Source organism: Pokkaliibacter sp. MBI-7, from assembly GCF_029846635.1.
GTDB lineage: Bacteria > Pseudomonadota > Gammaproteobacteria > Pseudomonadales > Balneatricaceae > Pokkaliibacter.
Genome location: NZ_JARVTG010000002.1, coordinates 1,009,507 through 1,026,091 on the forward strand (window position 1 = coordinate 1,009,507; position 16,585 = coordinate 1,026,091).

The 16,585-nt window shown below is 57.1% G+C and carries 6 protein-coding genes; all 6 read left to right on the forward strand.

The genetic code is table 11. From position 1 onward, the window contains the following. The first annotated feature begins 38 nt into the window (after positions 1-38). Entirely contained in the window at positions 39-6,044 is a 6,006-nt protein-coding gene (locus tag QCD60_RS24355; protein ID WP_279789298.1) for an AvrE-family type 3 secretion system effector, read from the forward strand. A 338-nt stretch (positions 6,045-6,382) separates the two neighbouring features. Beyond that, positions 6,383-11,851, forward strand: a complete 5,469-nt coding sequence (locus QCD60_RS24360) for an AvrE-family type 3 secretion system effector (RefSeq protein WP_279789300.1) — start codon at positions 6,383-6,385, stop codon at positions 11,849-11,851. Between the two features lie 320 nt (positions 11,852-12,171). Then, on the forward strand, positions 12,172-14,400 hold the full coding sequence (locus QCD60_RS24365) for a methyl-accepting chemotaxis protein (protein WP_279789302.1): 2,229 nt from the start codon (positions 12,172-12,174) through the stop codon (positions 14,398-14,400). A 280-nt stretch (positions 14,401-14,680) separates the two neighbouring features. Then, positions 14,681-15,178: a type IV pilus modification protein PilV gene (gene pilV, locus QCD60_RS24370; RefSeq protein ID WP_279789304.1), complete on the forward strand. Its 498-nt coding sequence runs from the start codon at positions 14,681-14,683 to the stop codon at positions 15,176-15,178. After that, positions 15,175-15,996: a PilW family protein gene (locus QCD60_RS24375; RefSeq protein ID WP_279789306.1), complete on the forward strand. Its 822-nt coding sequence runs from the start codon at positions 15,175-15,177 to the stop codon at positions 15,994-15,996. Before pilV ends, QCD60_RS24375 begins: the two co-directional genes overlap by 4 nt. A gap of 10 nt (positions 15,997-16,006) precedes the next feature. Continuing rightward, positions 16,007-16,573, forward strand: coding sequence for a hypothetical protein (locus tag QCD60_RS24380; RefSeq protein ID WP_279789308.1), 567 nt, complete (start codon positions 16,007-16,009; stop codon positions 16,571-16,573). The last annotated feature ends 12 nt before the right edge of the window (positions 16,574-16,585 follow it).

The window sequence follows — 16,585 nt, forward strand, 5'->3', positions numbered from 1 at the left end:
AGAGCATGGGCATCAACATATAACGGATGACACTGAACATGAGTACAAGAATCCCTGGCAGTTCCAGTCATGAAATCCACGGTATCCACAACAGCAATCAGCATCAGCATCCAGTTGCACTGCGTCAGGGCAGTAACAGCAGCACTCAGGGAATGGCCATCAGTCTGGCCCGGGAAGGCAGCGAGGCTACACTGCCGGCACAGCTCCATCAGCGAACAGAATCGAGTGATGGTCAGCCCGTTGGCAAACAGAAGCACAAGAAGGCTGGCTTTCTGAAAGGCAAGTTTGGTTTTGGTAAGAAAAATGAGGCCAGCAGCAGCGCCAGACAGTCGGCTCAGCTGCGTGCCGGGACTCACCCCGTCAGTAGTGATGTCAATTTGTCGGAACAGGCTCAGGCGCTGCTACGTAATCCGCCGGCAGAGCAGCATAAATCAAGCAAGTCCTTCACCTCCAAACTGATGCATGGCATGGGCCTTGGGCATCACAAAAAATCGGAAGCGAAGACGCATGGCGAGTCTTCGCCTCCACCTGTCAGACAGGCCCATCACTACCCTCCCAACTCACTGCTGGTCAGAATGATTGAAGAAGATCAGCTGGGATATGAGCCTGTATCAGATACCTTTAAAGGGCAGCAGTCTGACAAACGGTCCACCATGCGCAATCGTGTACTGAGTTCTGCTCTGGACACGCCCGGTTCCAGCAACTCAGCCTCCCAGCTACAAGGCCCGCCCACCCGGACAGAAGAAGCCGAAGACCCGGAGGTACAGCAAGCCCTTGATGCCATGCGTGCCCGCGGCCCATCGGCCTTTGCCACTGAGGATGTCTTTCATATCTCCGACGACTCAGCGTCGGATTCTGGCTCTGAGGTTGAAGATCCGGAGGTGCAGCAGGCGCTGGATGCCATGCTTGCCCGTGGGCCTTCCGCTTTTGCCACTGAGGATGTGTTTCAGCTTCCTGTCGAGCCAGAAGCCGATGAGGCAGATGATGATGCCGATGTGCAGGCTGCTTTAGCGGCTCTGCAACAACGCGGAGCCAGTGCGTTTGAAAAAGCCAAGCCCAAGGTCGATATTCTTGAGTCGATTCCCGAGGGAGACAACGAGGGACTGGATGACGATGCCATACCATCCCGACAAACCTCATTTAATTCCGCAACGTCGACACACAGCCACTTATCCGACATTGAACAGACAGGCACAGCATCCCCTCCCAGCCAACGTCCCGGCAAGGAACCCGTATCCAGCCCGGTGCTGGAACCGCTTCCGTTTCGGCCGGATCCGCTGATTATGCATCGAGGTGAGAGTTCACAGTCTCCGGAGACACCCCCGAACAGTCCGCCAGGTTCAAACTCCTCAAGCAGCAGTCAGTCATCCTTACCCTCGTTTACTGTTACAGAAGCCATCCAGCCGCCACAGATGCAGCTCATCAATGGCAAACTGGCGGTGGACAAAGAGGCCTCCCCTCATCTCGCCACCCTGCTGCAACAGACGCTGGGGCGTCCGTTCCAGACCTATGCGGCTCATGAAAGCCGCAATCAGGGCCATGATCAGTTGCTTCTGGACAGGCAGGGCAAGGTATTTCAACTCAGCACTGATGTGCATACCGGGTTTATCGCCCTGCATAGCTCCACGCCAGTCATGAAAACCGATACGCCTCCAGCATCCCTTCACGACCATCTGTGTGAAACAGGCCATGCGCCTGCCGATTCGAGCATTCTCGCCCAGGCAACGGGTATTCATGCCGATGCCAACGGCAACCACTGGCGTATACACGAAGGTGAGCTGTACAAGCTGACAGGGCTGGAGCTCTGGAAAGAAGACCAGAGCGGCGTAAAAGCGCTCAACGCCGGTGCGGATCAGGGAGTCTACGGCATCAAGGATGGTAACAAGCTGCTCAAACTTGACTCCGAGCAAAGCAGCTTCACTACCGAAAGCCCGATCAGTGCCTTCAGCGTTAACAAACAGGGTGAAACAGCACTCCTGCTGAAAGGTGCTGGGGAACTCTCATCCGGTGGCATTCCTGCCACCATCTGCCTGCTGCCCTCGCTCTCGGCCAACATTGAAGACGCCCGCGATTTACAGCCACGCTATGCCGGGGGACTCGATCTCGTTGGCCGACAGGACAATGAACCGGCCAGTCTGACCAGCATCGCTCTGCACGGCAAGGACGTGTTCGCTGTTGATAATGAAAACCGTCTGCTCAAAGCCAGCGTGCCGCCCGACGGGCAAACCGAGCTGCGCTTCAGTACCTTGCCACAACATGAACTGCAGAATGCGTTTGGCAAGGATGTGCAGTTTGAAGGCTTTACCCACGACAACAACGGCGAACTGCATGCGCTGGTCAAGGACCATGGTAAACAGCGTCACGCCTGCCCGCTGAACGACTCCGGCAAATCCTTCAAACCCGGCTGGAACCTCTCCGATGTGCTGCATATCGACAATAGTCTGGGCCTGAGCAAGGTTGAACCCGGTCTGCTGGAGGCCCACCTGCGTACTCAGGAACAGGACTTCGGCAAGAATGGCACCCTCGCCACTCACGACGGCGCGCTCTACTTCAAGGATAAACTCACTCAGGAGTGGACCAAGGCTGCTGACAATGTTGAAGACTTACAGCGAGGCCTCGATGGGCAACCCTATGCCCTGCAGGGTGGCAAGCTGAAAAAGATCACTATCGATGAAAACAGCAGCAGCATCCGTTTTGGCACCGACAACGTCTTTTCTCTCACTAAAACCCGTGGCAACCCTGCGCTGGGCGGTGGCCCCAAAGGCGTGCCGGACGGCGATATCAAGACTGCGGCGGTGCTCAACAGTTATCAGGCCGTCACCCTGACTCATGCTGGTGAACTCAAGTTCAGTTCGGTTCGCCCCAACACCAGCCGTGCCATGCACCCTGATGTGCCCATCCACCAGAACGGCTTGCAGGGCGAAATAACGCACCTGCAGGTGGATAAAGACCACACCCTGTTTGCGCTGACCGACGAAGGCAAACTGTTCCGTCTGCCTGCGGAAGCCTGGATGAGCCCCAAGAGCAGCAAGCTGAACGGCGAATGGCGCGAAGTCCGGCACCGTGAACTGCCCGAAGAACTGCACGGCGCCAAACTGTCCATGAGCGAACAGCACGATTTGCAGGTGGTGACGGCCAATGGCCAGAAGCTGCGCCACAGCGCCGATGGCTGGCAGCGTCAGCCGCCACAGCCAGCGGCCGAAGGGGCGACCAGCCGTGACAAGTTATTCGATAACCTGGCGCTGGCCACCAAAGGCATGAAGTTTGGATCAACCGGAGCCAACTACGTAGTAACCGCTCAGGTGGGTGGCGTACTGGGTATGGAAACCAACAAGATCAGTAGTAAGTTTACCGACCGCCTGAAAGCGCATGTCTTCAAGCCCAGCCTGGAAATCCCTCGCCCCCTCAAGACTGCGGGCAACTACGTGCAGCATCAGTGGCAGGGGCGTGAAGGTCTGAAGCCGCTGTACGAGCAGGAACATGCGCTGTTCAAGGAACTTGAAGCCAACAATACCCTGCTCAAATCAGGCCTCGCTCCCGAGCGCGAAAAGATGGATATCAAGACCCGTCTGGAGCGACTGGATCTGGGCGAAGCCGGTCAGGCGTTACAGTCAGAAATCGAATCACTGCGCAACGAGCTGGAGCTGAGTGCTGAGCGTCAGCTGATCAAACTGGGTAAACATCAGGGTGTGCTGGATGCAGGCGGTGAGCTAAAGCTTGACTACAAACCATCGAAATTCAAAGACTTCAAACAGAGCTTCAACCCCAACCGCTCCGGCCACTCCCTGAGTGCCGAAGTGCTTAACACCTGGAAGCACGCCCCCGCCTCCGCCGACAGTAATGTCGGGCATCTGCTGAAAGCCTTTACCGATCTCAACGTCAACATGAGCCATCAGAAGACCGAGATCATGATGGGCCGCCAGCGTGACCCCAGTGACAGGATGGCACTGGTCAAATCACGACTGGTACTCGACACCCTGATGCTGCAGAAGCTCGACAAGCTGATCGACAAGGCTGAGTTGCTGTCAGGCAAGCAACCCGACGCCGGCCAGCTGGCCACCCTCAGGCATGATCTCAATCAGCTGCGCGATGACCAGTACGAGAAGAATCAGGTCAAGCATCTTACCGACCGCGGCATGCTCAGTCATAAGGATGTGGAAGGCATGTATGACTCAGCCAAAGTCATGATCAGTGCTTTCAGCCATGAAGATCACGGCATCAACCTGATTGCCCGTGCCGTCACCCAGACTAAAGATCAGCAGCAGCTGAATCAGGAAATGAAGGGCATGCTGCACTCCCTCAAGCCGATGGATGACGTGATTTTCACCCGCAGCTACAACACCAATGCCTCGGCCAGTGTGATTCCCCATTCCCTGCAGGGTAAAGCCGTCGACATCTTCCCCGGTGCCGGTGCGGAGCAGAAGCGCAACTACAATCTTGAGTTTTATGGGCTGGATGACGGGGTTGAGGTCACCATCAGCCGCAACCTGGGCCCGACCTTCAACGGCAATATCGGTATCAGCAAAAATGCCCTGCCGGCAATCACCGGGCAGGAAAGCAACAACAAACCGGTCAACGTCAACGAGCATCACATGACTTTCAAACCCGATCTGGTGGCAGGTGCAGGATTAACCTTAGCACTAGGTCGAGCCCAGCATAATGAGTTTATCTTCAACGTGCGTGGCAAGGACATCGACGCCTTTGTCGATGGCCTGACCAGCGGCAAGATTACGCCCGATGAGCTGTTCAACAAGGGCATGGAGCACGTCACCATGCACGGTACCAAGACCAATTTCAGTATTGATCTGGGACTTAACTTCACCGCCCGTGCCCGACTGGACCTGACCGACAAGGATGGCAATCCTACCGTGGGTGTGCGTCTGGGTGGTGGCCTGACGGGAGGGTTCAATCTGGTCTCCGTCAATAAGGACGAACTGAAATATGAAGGGCTGGATAAAGCCAAACATCGCACCAATGACAAGAGCGGTGTGCTGAACAGCGCCAACGCGGGCTTCGACCTGGCAGCGACGCTGGGCTTTATTGAAGGTTTTACGACTGGCCACACGACCACTACCTCCACCGACCCGGATACCGGGGAAAGCACTACAACCACCAAGGATCAGCAGACGACGCTATCGTCCTTTGCCAACCTGCGTACCGCTGCAGCGGTAGCAGTAGACAATGGCGTCAAAGTACGTGGCGAGGTGCAGTCGAAAAAGGCCGATGCCGTCACCTCCGGCACCATGGACAAGCTGTTCAGCGGTCTGGCCGGCGCATTCAAAGATGCCGCCAGTCAGGAAGTCGTGAATGTCGCCAGAGAGATGACCGATATCAAACAGCAGTTACAGCTGCTAAAGAACCACTTCGTCGAGTCTGGCGTGGTCACCCATACCAATGACGAGCAGTACGCGGCACTCAGCAGCATCGGCGCAACCGAAACTCAGCATGAAGCAGCTACCAACAAGACCGATGTGATGACCGTGGCCAAGGCCGTGGTGGCTCACTACAACACCCGGCATCTGGACCACGGCGGTGTGCTCAATATGCTGACGGCAGCGGTTGCACCATCTCGTAAGGATGCACTGGCCAGTCAGGTCAGCCAGATGATGAAAGATGACCCCGCCTTTGCCGGAGTGCTCAATGACATCCGCAATCGCCCCAACTGCTACACCTGGGTCACTCTGGAGCTGAAGGACGAGCCACGGATGAAGCTGGAGGCTGACTTTATCAAAGGCAAGGCCGGCCTCGATCAGGTCAAGCAGGCGCTGGAGAACCCGGAGAACCGCCGTATTAAATCCATCACCATTTTTGAAACAGGCCAGCATAAGGAAGGCTTTACCACACCGACACTGTTCGTCGGAGGGTCAAGCAGTGCCAACGTCTATATGGAGCGTGCCGCAGGTACCATTAACTTTAAATACGGTGCCGATCAGGACATTCCGCGTAGTTACACGCTGGCCGGTCAGGTGACGACCCCTGACCAGGAGCTGGTCAGCGCCATGAGTGGACTGAAGAACGAAGGACTGGAAGTGCGCAATCACTAAGAGCCATAACAACAGGCAGGATGACAGCAGCACCGGCTGTCATCTTTTCGTCATCAAATCGACATATATGCGGAACCGTGCATCGGCGGCGACCACCCATATAGCCACCATGCATGCGTATAAAAATAAGTTGTCGGATGCGTGGGCAACCCGTATCGGGCGGCTACGATCTGTCTACCCTCTACATATCCCAGATGTTTATCTGCCTGCCCTGCATCACTCGGGTAGCAGATAGTTGTACCTGAACGGCATACAGCGTCTGGTAAACCGCCAGCCTGAGCCAGGGTAAGCGAGCCACCCTGATATGACTTCTATGTTGTCAATATCAGGATGAAATAATGGAAATTCAGGGAACCACCTCCCGCAGCGTCTCAGACAGTCTGTCTGTCCATTCGGACACCTCAGCTTCTTCCATCAGGCAGATCGCCTCCCCTGTACTGAGCAGGCAAAGCAGCACTACGTCACTGGCAGCGACCGGTGGGACGCTACCTCTACCTGAGAACCTGCACCAGACACAGCACTCACCGGATGGCACCTCCCCAGCTAAACACAACAAGCGCCGTTTTAGCCTGAAGTCGCTGCTGCCCGGCAAAAGCAAACACCCTACCCGTTCCTCTTCATCAAACCGGCACGGCATATCCGGCACGAAAGACAACACAACTGCTTCACCGGGCACTGAACAGCCGTCCACATCGCATAGGACACCGGGTAAGGGACTGTTGAACCGACTGAGCTGTGGATTGATCCCTTCCTCATCAAAAACCAGCCCGACTGAACGCCATACCATTGCCCTGCATAGTGAAGATCACGAGCAGCCGACAGCGGCAGAACGGGCTCAGGTGCAAAAGAACTGGATGGATACCCGTCAGCGCATACTGAATGGGACGATGGACGCTCCTCCGCTAAAAAGCAATTCCCTGCAGGCGCTGTTTGCGGCCGACCCGAATGACAATAACGGCGGCGCCACGGCAAGCCACTCCGATGAGGCCACCAAGCACACCTCGCCGGTAAACACCGAACACGGCAGCTCACACAGCACCACAGAAGAATCTGGCCATCATGACCTGGAGCAGGTTTTTAATCATATCCTTCAGAATGCAGACTCCAGTGAGCCTCCATCGTCCCCGCTCCCCCCTCCACTGCACGCCGACAGCGCGACTGAACCTCCCCAAGCCGCTACCCAGCCCATAGACCTCAGCCTTGACCAGCACGGCAAGCTGGTCATTAACGAACAGACACCAACACATCTACGCCCGTTGCTGCAGGAAACCCTCGGCGCCAAAGCACAACACTATCTCGCTCATCATCAGACCGAAGCACAGGACAGTCATCAGCTGCTCGACCATCTGGGCCGTCTGTTCCATCTTGAAAGTACGCCAACCGGCTATCTCGCGCTGCATTCCAGTCGACCACTGCTGGATGCCCCGTCACAGCACAGCAGGGCCACTTCTGGCGATAAAAGCAAGGTCACACTGTCACCGGGCGCCAGCAGCGAAAGTCTGGCCATTAGCCTGCCTGCAGGCAATCCCCGTTTACCCGCGGCGGCACCACAGCTGGTGCATCTGCCTGACAGCAGCTATCGGGCTCAGCTAACCGGCGTCCACAGTGATGAACAGGGTAATCTGCTACGCCTGCAGGACGGCAAGCTGTTCCAGCATGAACCTGCGCTGTCGATCTGGCAGCGCAGCAGTGACGCTGCTCACTCACAACTGGCTGGCGCGGCGGATGGCAAGCTGTATGCCATCAAAGATGGCAATACCCTGCTCAATCTCACCGACCAGACCAACAGCGAACCTCTGGCGCTTCCCCTGCGCTCCTATGCGGTCAATCAGCAGGGGCAACTGGCGTTACTCAGCCATCATGACGATCTCAACCGCCTTGAACTGCGCAGTAAGGTCGACGACACCCAAAGTCAGGTCCTTACCATCAAAACCACCGGGGGCGATGATCAGCATGGCCAGCAGGTGGAAGGACTGGCGGTGGGTCTGCACGGGCGGCAGGTCTTTATCGCCGACAGCCATGGCCAGCTGTTCAACGCCCGTGTGCCACAAGCCGGTGAAACAGAACTGCATATGCACTGCCTGCCCCAGCCATTGCTGACAGCCGCTTTTGGTCATGGCGCACATATCGAAGGATTTATGACTGACGCCCAGGGCTCACTGACAGCGCTGGTGAAGGATCGCTTCAAGCAGCTGCATGCCTGCCCGCTGGACAACGACGGTAAAACCTTCAAGCCCGGCTGGAACCTCTCCGACAGTCTGGTTATTGATAACCGACTGGGCCTCGACCCTCTGCTGCCCGCGGAAAACGATGTCGTCGATCTTGGCAGACTGGGGCAACACGCCCTGCGCGAAGGCACCCTGCTGTACAAAGACAACAGCACCGCTACCTGGAAAGCAGCGGAAAGCAATATCGACAGCCTGCAACAGGGGCTGGATGGTCAGGCCTACGTGCTGCACGAAGGCAAAGTAAAGAAACTCAACATTAGTCAGAGCTCCGCCACCGTCAGTCATAACCACGATAACGTGTTTGCCCTGCCCCATCTGCGCAATAAACCGACGCTGGGGGCAGAGCTGGCTGGCACAGGTAAAGACCAGCAGCTGACAGCCATGGCGGTCATTAACAGTAACCAGTACGTCTGTGCTGATCGTGATGGCCAGCTGGCATTTCATAATCTGGTCCCCGGCACCCAGCGCCAGCTGCATCCGCCACAGACCATCCATACCGAAGGTTTAACAGGCCAGCCCAAACAGCTGTTGCTGGATAAGAATCTGACCCTGTTCGCACTGACTGATGAGGGGCTGTTCAGGCTGCCTGAGCAGGCGTGGAAGCCCGCCATCGCTAACCGTCAGCAGCAATCGTGGCAGCCGCTACCGGATGGACAGACACTGCAGCAATTGAGGCTGAGCCCCCAGTACGGTGTGCAGGCCCGCACTGCAGAAGGCAGCTGGCAGCAGCTGACCGACGCCGGTGAATTCACTGCACCTGCCACACCAGCGGTCAGCGGCAGCCTGCAGGCAACTTATGAGCGTCTGCGCAAAGCTGACAAAGGTAAAAAAATAGGCAATACCGGTGCAACAGCGCGCTTTGAAGCCCATGCCGGAGGGGTCACCAACCTCGAAAGCCGGATCAGCAGCCGTTTTCTCGACAAACTGCGCGCCCACCTGTTCAAGCCCACACTGGAAACGCCACGACCCATCAAAGCCATGGCGTATGCTGTACAGCATCAGTGGCAGGGACGTGAAGGTCTTAAGCCGCTGTATGAAATGGAGCATGCCCTGTTCAAGCAGCTTGAGGCAGGCAATACCCAGCGTGCTTCTGCCGGTGGTCGTCAGCTTGTTACAGGCAATGGCGACACACCGCCTCAGCCGCAGGATCTGCGCAGCCGGCTGGCAACCCTGCAGCTGGGCTCTGCCGGACAACCTCTGCTGGCGGCACTCGATCACTTCACGACAGAGCTGGAACACAGTGCTGAGAAACAGCTGATTACACTTGGCCGCCGTCAGGGTGTGCTGGACCAGCACGGTAATGTCAACGAGTCGTACCGGCCTTCCCACACCAAGGCGATTAAGCAGAGCCTCAATCTTAATCGTTCCAGTCACAACCTCAGCGAGGAGCTGCATACGGCCTGGCAGGCCGCTGCACCCAGTGCCGATAGCCGTACCGCCCGGCTGCTGGATGCCTTTGTCCGGCTGAAAGTCGACATGAGCCACCAGAAAACAGACATCCCCCTTGGCCGTCAGCGTGATATCAATGACCGGACCGCCCTGAGCAAGGCGCGTCTGGCACTGGACACCCTTACCCTGCAGGAGCTGCACCAGCTGGTCGACAAGCTGGAGCTGCTGTCGGGCCATCCGCACAACCCGGATCAGCTGCAGACGCTGGAGAAGGATTTGTCGCAGCTGCGTGACCGTCAGTACGCCCATAACCCCGTCAAGCAGTTTACCGACATGGGCTTCATCAATCATAAGGCGCTGGAGAACAGCTACGATGCCATCAAAACCTTCCTCAATGGTTTCAAAAAGGAAGATCATGGCCTCAACATGACCGCTAAAACGGTCTTCAGCGCGGGCAGTCAGGAGCAGCTGACAGCGCACCTCAGCAATGCCCTGCTGGAACTGGAACCAGGTGAACTCCTGACCTTCGTCCGTGGTTATGGTGGCGCCGCAGGCAGTGCCTATGTGCCGGCACTGCCAGAAAAAATCAGCATACCGCTGGTGCCCAACGGCAGTATGGGGGTCAGCCATGGCTTCAATATGATCTGCCTGCGTACGGATCAGGGCATTACCTTCAGCATCGAGAACGAACATGGCAAGAAAGGCACCGTCGGCCTCGGTACCGGTTATGACTTCATGCCCAAACTGTCAGGCCACAAAAACCCGGATGTATTCAAAACCGACATCGGCCACGACCGCAAGCTCAGCCCCGATCTGCGCCTGGGTGGTAGCGTCAGCGGCTCCGTGCAGCACACTCAGCTCAATGCCGTTAACTTCACCCTCGGCGAACACCAGATTCCTGACTTCGTTGCCAGACTGACCAGCGGTGAACTGACACCCTTGCAGTTGCTGCAGATGGGGACTGAGCACAGCACTCGCGAGGGCAGCCGCTGGACCGCCAGCGGCGATGCTAATCTGGCGCTGGAGCTGCGGGCAGGTTTCGACCTTACCGAAGCAGGCAGTAACCCCGGCGCCATTTTCAGGGTCAGCATCGCGGTGCCCGCACTTTCCGTCAATCTGGCCTCCGCGACCCGGGAGCGCCAGACCACCCGCAATGAGCACTCGGAAAACCAGTGGACCAGCGACAACCGTATGCGCCTGCTGAATACCGCCAATGCCAACATCAATATGGGCATTGCCGCAGGCATAGTGCTGGATCAGAAAGATGAGCGCGGCAACACCGTAGGTACCCTGCCGATTTTTGGCTCGGCCAGCGCCTCTGTGGGCCTGACCGTCGACTCCGTGACACTGAAACAGACAGAAGTCACCATCAAACAGGCGGAGCCGGTCAACTCCACGACGGTTAAAGATGTATTCGATAGCCTGGAGAAGCATTTCAAGGACAGCAGCACCCAACAGTTACTGCGGGCAGCCAAAGGGCTGGCCACGCTGGAAACCCAGCTGGAAGCCCTGCAACCCCTGCTGCAACGTTCAGCTGCCGTCAACGATGACCAGTACGCGGCGCTGCGTCAGCTGCACAAGGCCAGCATGGAGCTTGCAGCCAGCGACAAACACGGTCTGGTGCTGGGCGGTGCCAACTACATGGCGTTTCACACCAACCTCGGCCGTATCGACCATGACAGCCTGCTGGATAATTTGCTGGCCCACCTAAAACCCGGCGACCAGCCCTCGACGGCCAGACAGATACACGAGTTCATGGCCAGAGATCCGGCCCTTCATGACATGCTTACTTCCCTGCAGCACAACGCCAATGGTCTGGCAACCATCGCCATCGAACTGACCGACGCCGCACGGGAAAAAGCCGAACAGGCACTGGTAGGCGGTACCCTGCATGGTGAAGATATTGCCCGGCTGCTGATGGATCCGGCCAACCGGCGGATTGCCAGCATCGAGGTGTCGGAAATCGTGGCAAAGAAAGAAGGTATTACCCCGCCCTCAGTCATCGTTGGTGGCACCAGCAATGCCGCCGTGGTGCTGCAGAAGCAGCTGGGCAAGGTCAACTTCAAATACGGCAGTGACCAGAGTTCACCCCGTGGCTACACCATCGAAGGTGATGTGGTACGCCATCGCAATAACCTGACCACGGCCCTGCACGGGCTGAAAGCGGAGGGGCTGGAAATGCGCAGTTAGTGGCATCTGGAACCCAACGCCCCCGGTCGCCACTCAGCAGCGACCGGGATATAACCCTCAGCGGAGCGGAACTGCACCCAGCATAGCAGCACCATACGGTGGCACCTCAGGGTAAAGGCAGCCATAGCGGCTCGTTTCTCAGCCCGGGTGTATTCACCACCGCACTAGTGAACTCCTGTCACTTTTTGGAGGCAAGGCAGCTTAGCGCCGCAGATGAGGTTTCTGCGGTCGCCTGCACGCATTCGCGCTGATATAGGCACAAATGCGTGATTGCTGTCGGGTCTTAACATCACTAAAAGAAACTAAGCAAGACACGGATCATGGGCTTCAAACGCAAGATAACGCTGATTCTTTTCCTCGTGGGTGTGATTCCCAGTCTGCTGCTGACCGGCATCGCCAGCTGGTATTCCGCCCATGCCCTGCAGCAGCAGACGTTCCAGCAGCTGACCTCAATCAGAGCCAGCAAGTCAGCCGCTGCAGAGGACTACCTGCAGGCATTGGTGGCTAATATGCTGCTTCTGGCAGACAGCCACGAGGTCCAGGAGGAATACCCTCAGCTCGATAAAGCCTATCAGGCTGCCGTCCCCAGCGCTGACGAGCTCAGCACGTCACAAAGCAGCCTGAAGCAGTTCTATTCAACTCAGTTTTTGCACTTCTGGCAGCAGCACAATGACCATGCCAGCCAGCAGGCTGTCGACACCCTTTTCAGCAAGTTATCGCCGACCACCACCTGGCTGCAGTTCAACTACATTGCCAGCAATCCCAACCCGGTGGGCGAAAAGAACAAACTGCTCACCGCCGCTGGCCAGTCCGACTACAACCAGATTCACCAGCTGATCCACCCCTATCTGTCGAGCGCTCAGCAACGCCTTGGCTTCTACGACATCTTTCTGATTAACCCGCAGGGTGATGTGGTCTATACCGTCTTCAAAGAGATCGACTTCGCGACGTCACTGGTGTCTGGGCCCTATGCCCAGTCTGGCCTGGCCGCTGCCTTTCATCAGGCAATGGGCATGAACAAAGGGCAGTATGCGGTGACTGATTTTGCGCTTTATACCCCGTCTTACGATGAACCGGCAGGCTTTATGGCCACCCCCATTACTGATGCACAGGGCAACAAGCTTGGGGTGCTGGCGGTACAGTTTCCCATTGACCAGCTCAACAGCATCATGTCTGAACGTCAGGGACTGGGCAAAAGCGGAGAGACCTATCTGGTAGGGCCCGACCATCTGATGCGCTCTGATGCCTATCTGGATCAGCAATATCACAGCGTCAGCGGCTCATTCCTTCACCCTGATCAGGGTAGCGTTGACACCCGTGCAGCAGATAACGCGTTGCGAGGCCAGAGCGGTACAGAGATCATCAGCGACTACAACGGTAATCCGGTGCTGTCTGCCTACGCCCCTTTCACCTTTGCGGGACTGCAGTGGGCTATTATCGCCGAGATGGACAAAGCAGAAGCACTGGCCAGCCGCGATACCCTGATCAAGCTCTGTGCGCTGGTGCTACTGCTAGCTGTTGTCGCCATATCACTGACCGCCTTCGGCGCTTCACGCATGATACTGACGCCCCTCGGTACCGAGCCCAAAGTCATGCGCGCCATTGCCAATCGCATTGCCGACAATGATCTTTCCGTTCACTTCAGTGGAGCCCGCCCCACCAGTGTGTACGGTGCCATGGCACGCATGGCTGACAATCTCAAACTGCTCGTCAGTGAAATCAGTAAGGCGGCGACCACTCAGGCGGCGACAGCTCAGGAACTGGCCACCATTTCTGAGCAAACCACCGTCACCATGCACGAACAACATGCCAATACCAGCCAGATCGCCACGGCGGTGCAGCAGCTGACCGCGACAGCCGGGCAGGTGTCCACTGATGTTCAGCGAGTGGCGTCCACCGCCTCATTAACCAGTGAACAGGTAGCCCGCAGTGTCGCCGAGGTCAGCCAGTCTGCTGCCGTACTGCATGACGTGGCAGCGGTGATGCAAAAATCCGGTGAGAAAGTCGATATCCTCACTTCGCGGGTCAACGATATTTCCACGGTAGTAGTCAGCATTCAGAGTATTTCCGACCAGACCAATCTGCTGGCTCTCAATGCCGCCATCGAGGCGGCACGGGCTGGCGACAGTGGCCGTGGCTTTGCGGTAGTGGCCGATGAAGTACGCTCGCTGGCGCAGAATACACAGCGCCAGACTGAGCACATCACACACATCATCACCACACTGCAACAGGGAGCACAGGAGGCTCAGGCGGAAATGCAGGCCAGTGTGCGTAATACCGAACAGCTGTCGATACAGGCCAGCCAGACTGCTGCGCAGCTGCGTGAATCCATGACGCTGGTGGAGCAGGTCAACACGATGACCCTGCAGATTGCCACGGCATCCGAACAGCAGGCGCAGGTCGCACAGGAAATCAGCCAGAATCTGGAATCCCTCAGCGCCAGCTCACTGCAGACAGAACAGGCGGTAGCAGAGATTGCCCGCTCCAGTGAGCAGGTGTCTCACCTGAGCGTTAATCTTGATGCTCTGATTGGCCGCTTTAAGGTCTGACTGCGGTGATAACGGAACCAGCGTCAGCTCTCTTCCCACCCATACCCTGTCAGGGCAGCCTCAGCAGGCGCCCTGACCGACGCCTCTGTCAGCATCAGCGTGCGCTTAGCTGGTCAGAAAGATTCCCGGAACATCGTCGTCAGCCTTGCATGTACGAAGGGCTATTCCGTAACGGCACCGTTTGCTTCAGCACTGAGGCTACATCAGCAGTAAACGGTCAGCTTACTGGTAACGTGCAGCAGGGCTGATATTCGGTGTCGTTATACTCAGGTGCACAGCCTTGGCTTGTAATTCATCGCATCCATCACGAGTACTACCCCACCTGCCCGCCTCTCAGGGCGGTGTCGGTATGATTGAAGTGCTGATTACCCTGCTGGTACTGGCTGCAGGCATGTTTGGTGCAGCCGCCATGCATCTCAATACCCTGCGCGAGTCCCAGCTGGTCAATCAGCGCCTGCACGCGTCGGCACTGGCCGACGATATAGCAGGCCGCCTGCAAATGGACCGTGCCAATGTCAGCAGCTACCTGTTCGACAGCAGTCAGTCAGGCTGCAGCAGTAGCTGCAGCTCTATTCAGACCGCGCAAAATACATGGCGCAGCACAGCCGCTGAGCAGCTGCCTTCAGGGCGTATTCTGCTGACTAAAAACGTCAACGGCCTCTACCAGATACAGGTGCTGTGGGATGAAGAGCGCAATGGTGCGACCACCGCCGATTGCGACTTCACGAGCAGCAATGCCAGTCGTCTGGCCTGCTATCAGCTGGTGGTACAGCTATGAGCCGCCCTGTCTTCCGGCCACCTGCATGTCATCGCCAGACGGGGGTCAGCCTCATTGAGCTGATGATTTCTCTGGCCCTAGGTATCGTGCTGGTGCTGGCGGCGACCGATGTGCTGCTCAGCGGCCGCCAGACCTATGCCAGCGTCACTGCCAGCAGTGAGCTGCAGGACACTGCCCGTTATGTGCAGAACATTCTCGGTCAGCAGATTGAGCATGCAGGCTATACCGACCAGCCACTCAGCGCCCTGAGCACTGAGTTCAGTGCCGACAGCAGTGCCAGCCCGGCATGGGAGGCAGGCCAGGTTATCAATGTCAGTACTGACAACAGCATCAGTGGCTCACCGGATGAACTTTATCTGCGGCTGCAGGGCAGCAGTGAAGACCCCCTGCTCGACTGTCTCGGCTATACCCTTTCCAGCAGCGAGACGGTCACCATGCGCTTCTTTATCGATGCCAGCCGCACCCTGTATTGCCAGACGCTGGGTCACAGTGACGCCAGCCGAAACAGCACACAGCCGCTGGTGGAAGGGGTGGAAAATATGCATCTGCTGTTTGGTGTGGATGCCGATCAGGATCGCAGTATCGAGCAGTGGCTGACACCGGCCGAACTACAGATCGCCCCGCTGCTATCGCCCTATGTTGTCGGCGTACGGGTGGGGCTGGTGATCAGCTCCATCACACAGGTGTCTCTAAGTGCCAGTGCTCCTGACTTTACCCTGCTGGAGTCAACAGTAAGCACCAGCAACAGCTCGCGCCTGCGTCAGGCATTTGAGTCCAGCTATTGGCTACCTAATGTAGCTCTCAGTACTGAAGACTAGAGGTAATCCTATGATGGCACACGCGCCCGCCCACTCCCCTGCACAACAAAAAGGGGCGTCGTTGCTGGTCAGTCTGGTACTGATGACGCTGCTGGTGGTGATTGGTATCAGCAGTTTCAAGCTGGCCAGTTTCAGTCAGAAGCTGGAGGCCAATAAAGAGGACAGTCACCTGGCTCGCATCGTGGCGGAATCTGCTCTGCGTGAGGCCGAGCAGGCCATCGCCAGTGACGACGCCATGATGACCAGCAAGCTCAACAGTGGCGTCTACAAGGTAACAGACAGCGATACCGCCAAGTGGCAGGTCACCACAACTCAGAATCTCTGGCAGGAGGACGGCAAAACCATCACCTATGGCAAGGATGTGGCTGACATCGACAAGCGCCTCAGCACGGCGCCGCTCTACATCATTGAAGAGCTGCCAGAGCCTGAGCAGTTCAAGGAAGAAAACAGTGCGGTGACCGGACACGGCCAGCAGGACCGTGCCGAACAGTACCGCATCACCGCACGCGGCACGGGGCCATCACAAACGCTGGACCGATACATTCAGTCCAATTACGTACGGATCGTTAACCGTTAGTGATGCAGAAAA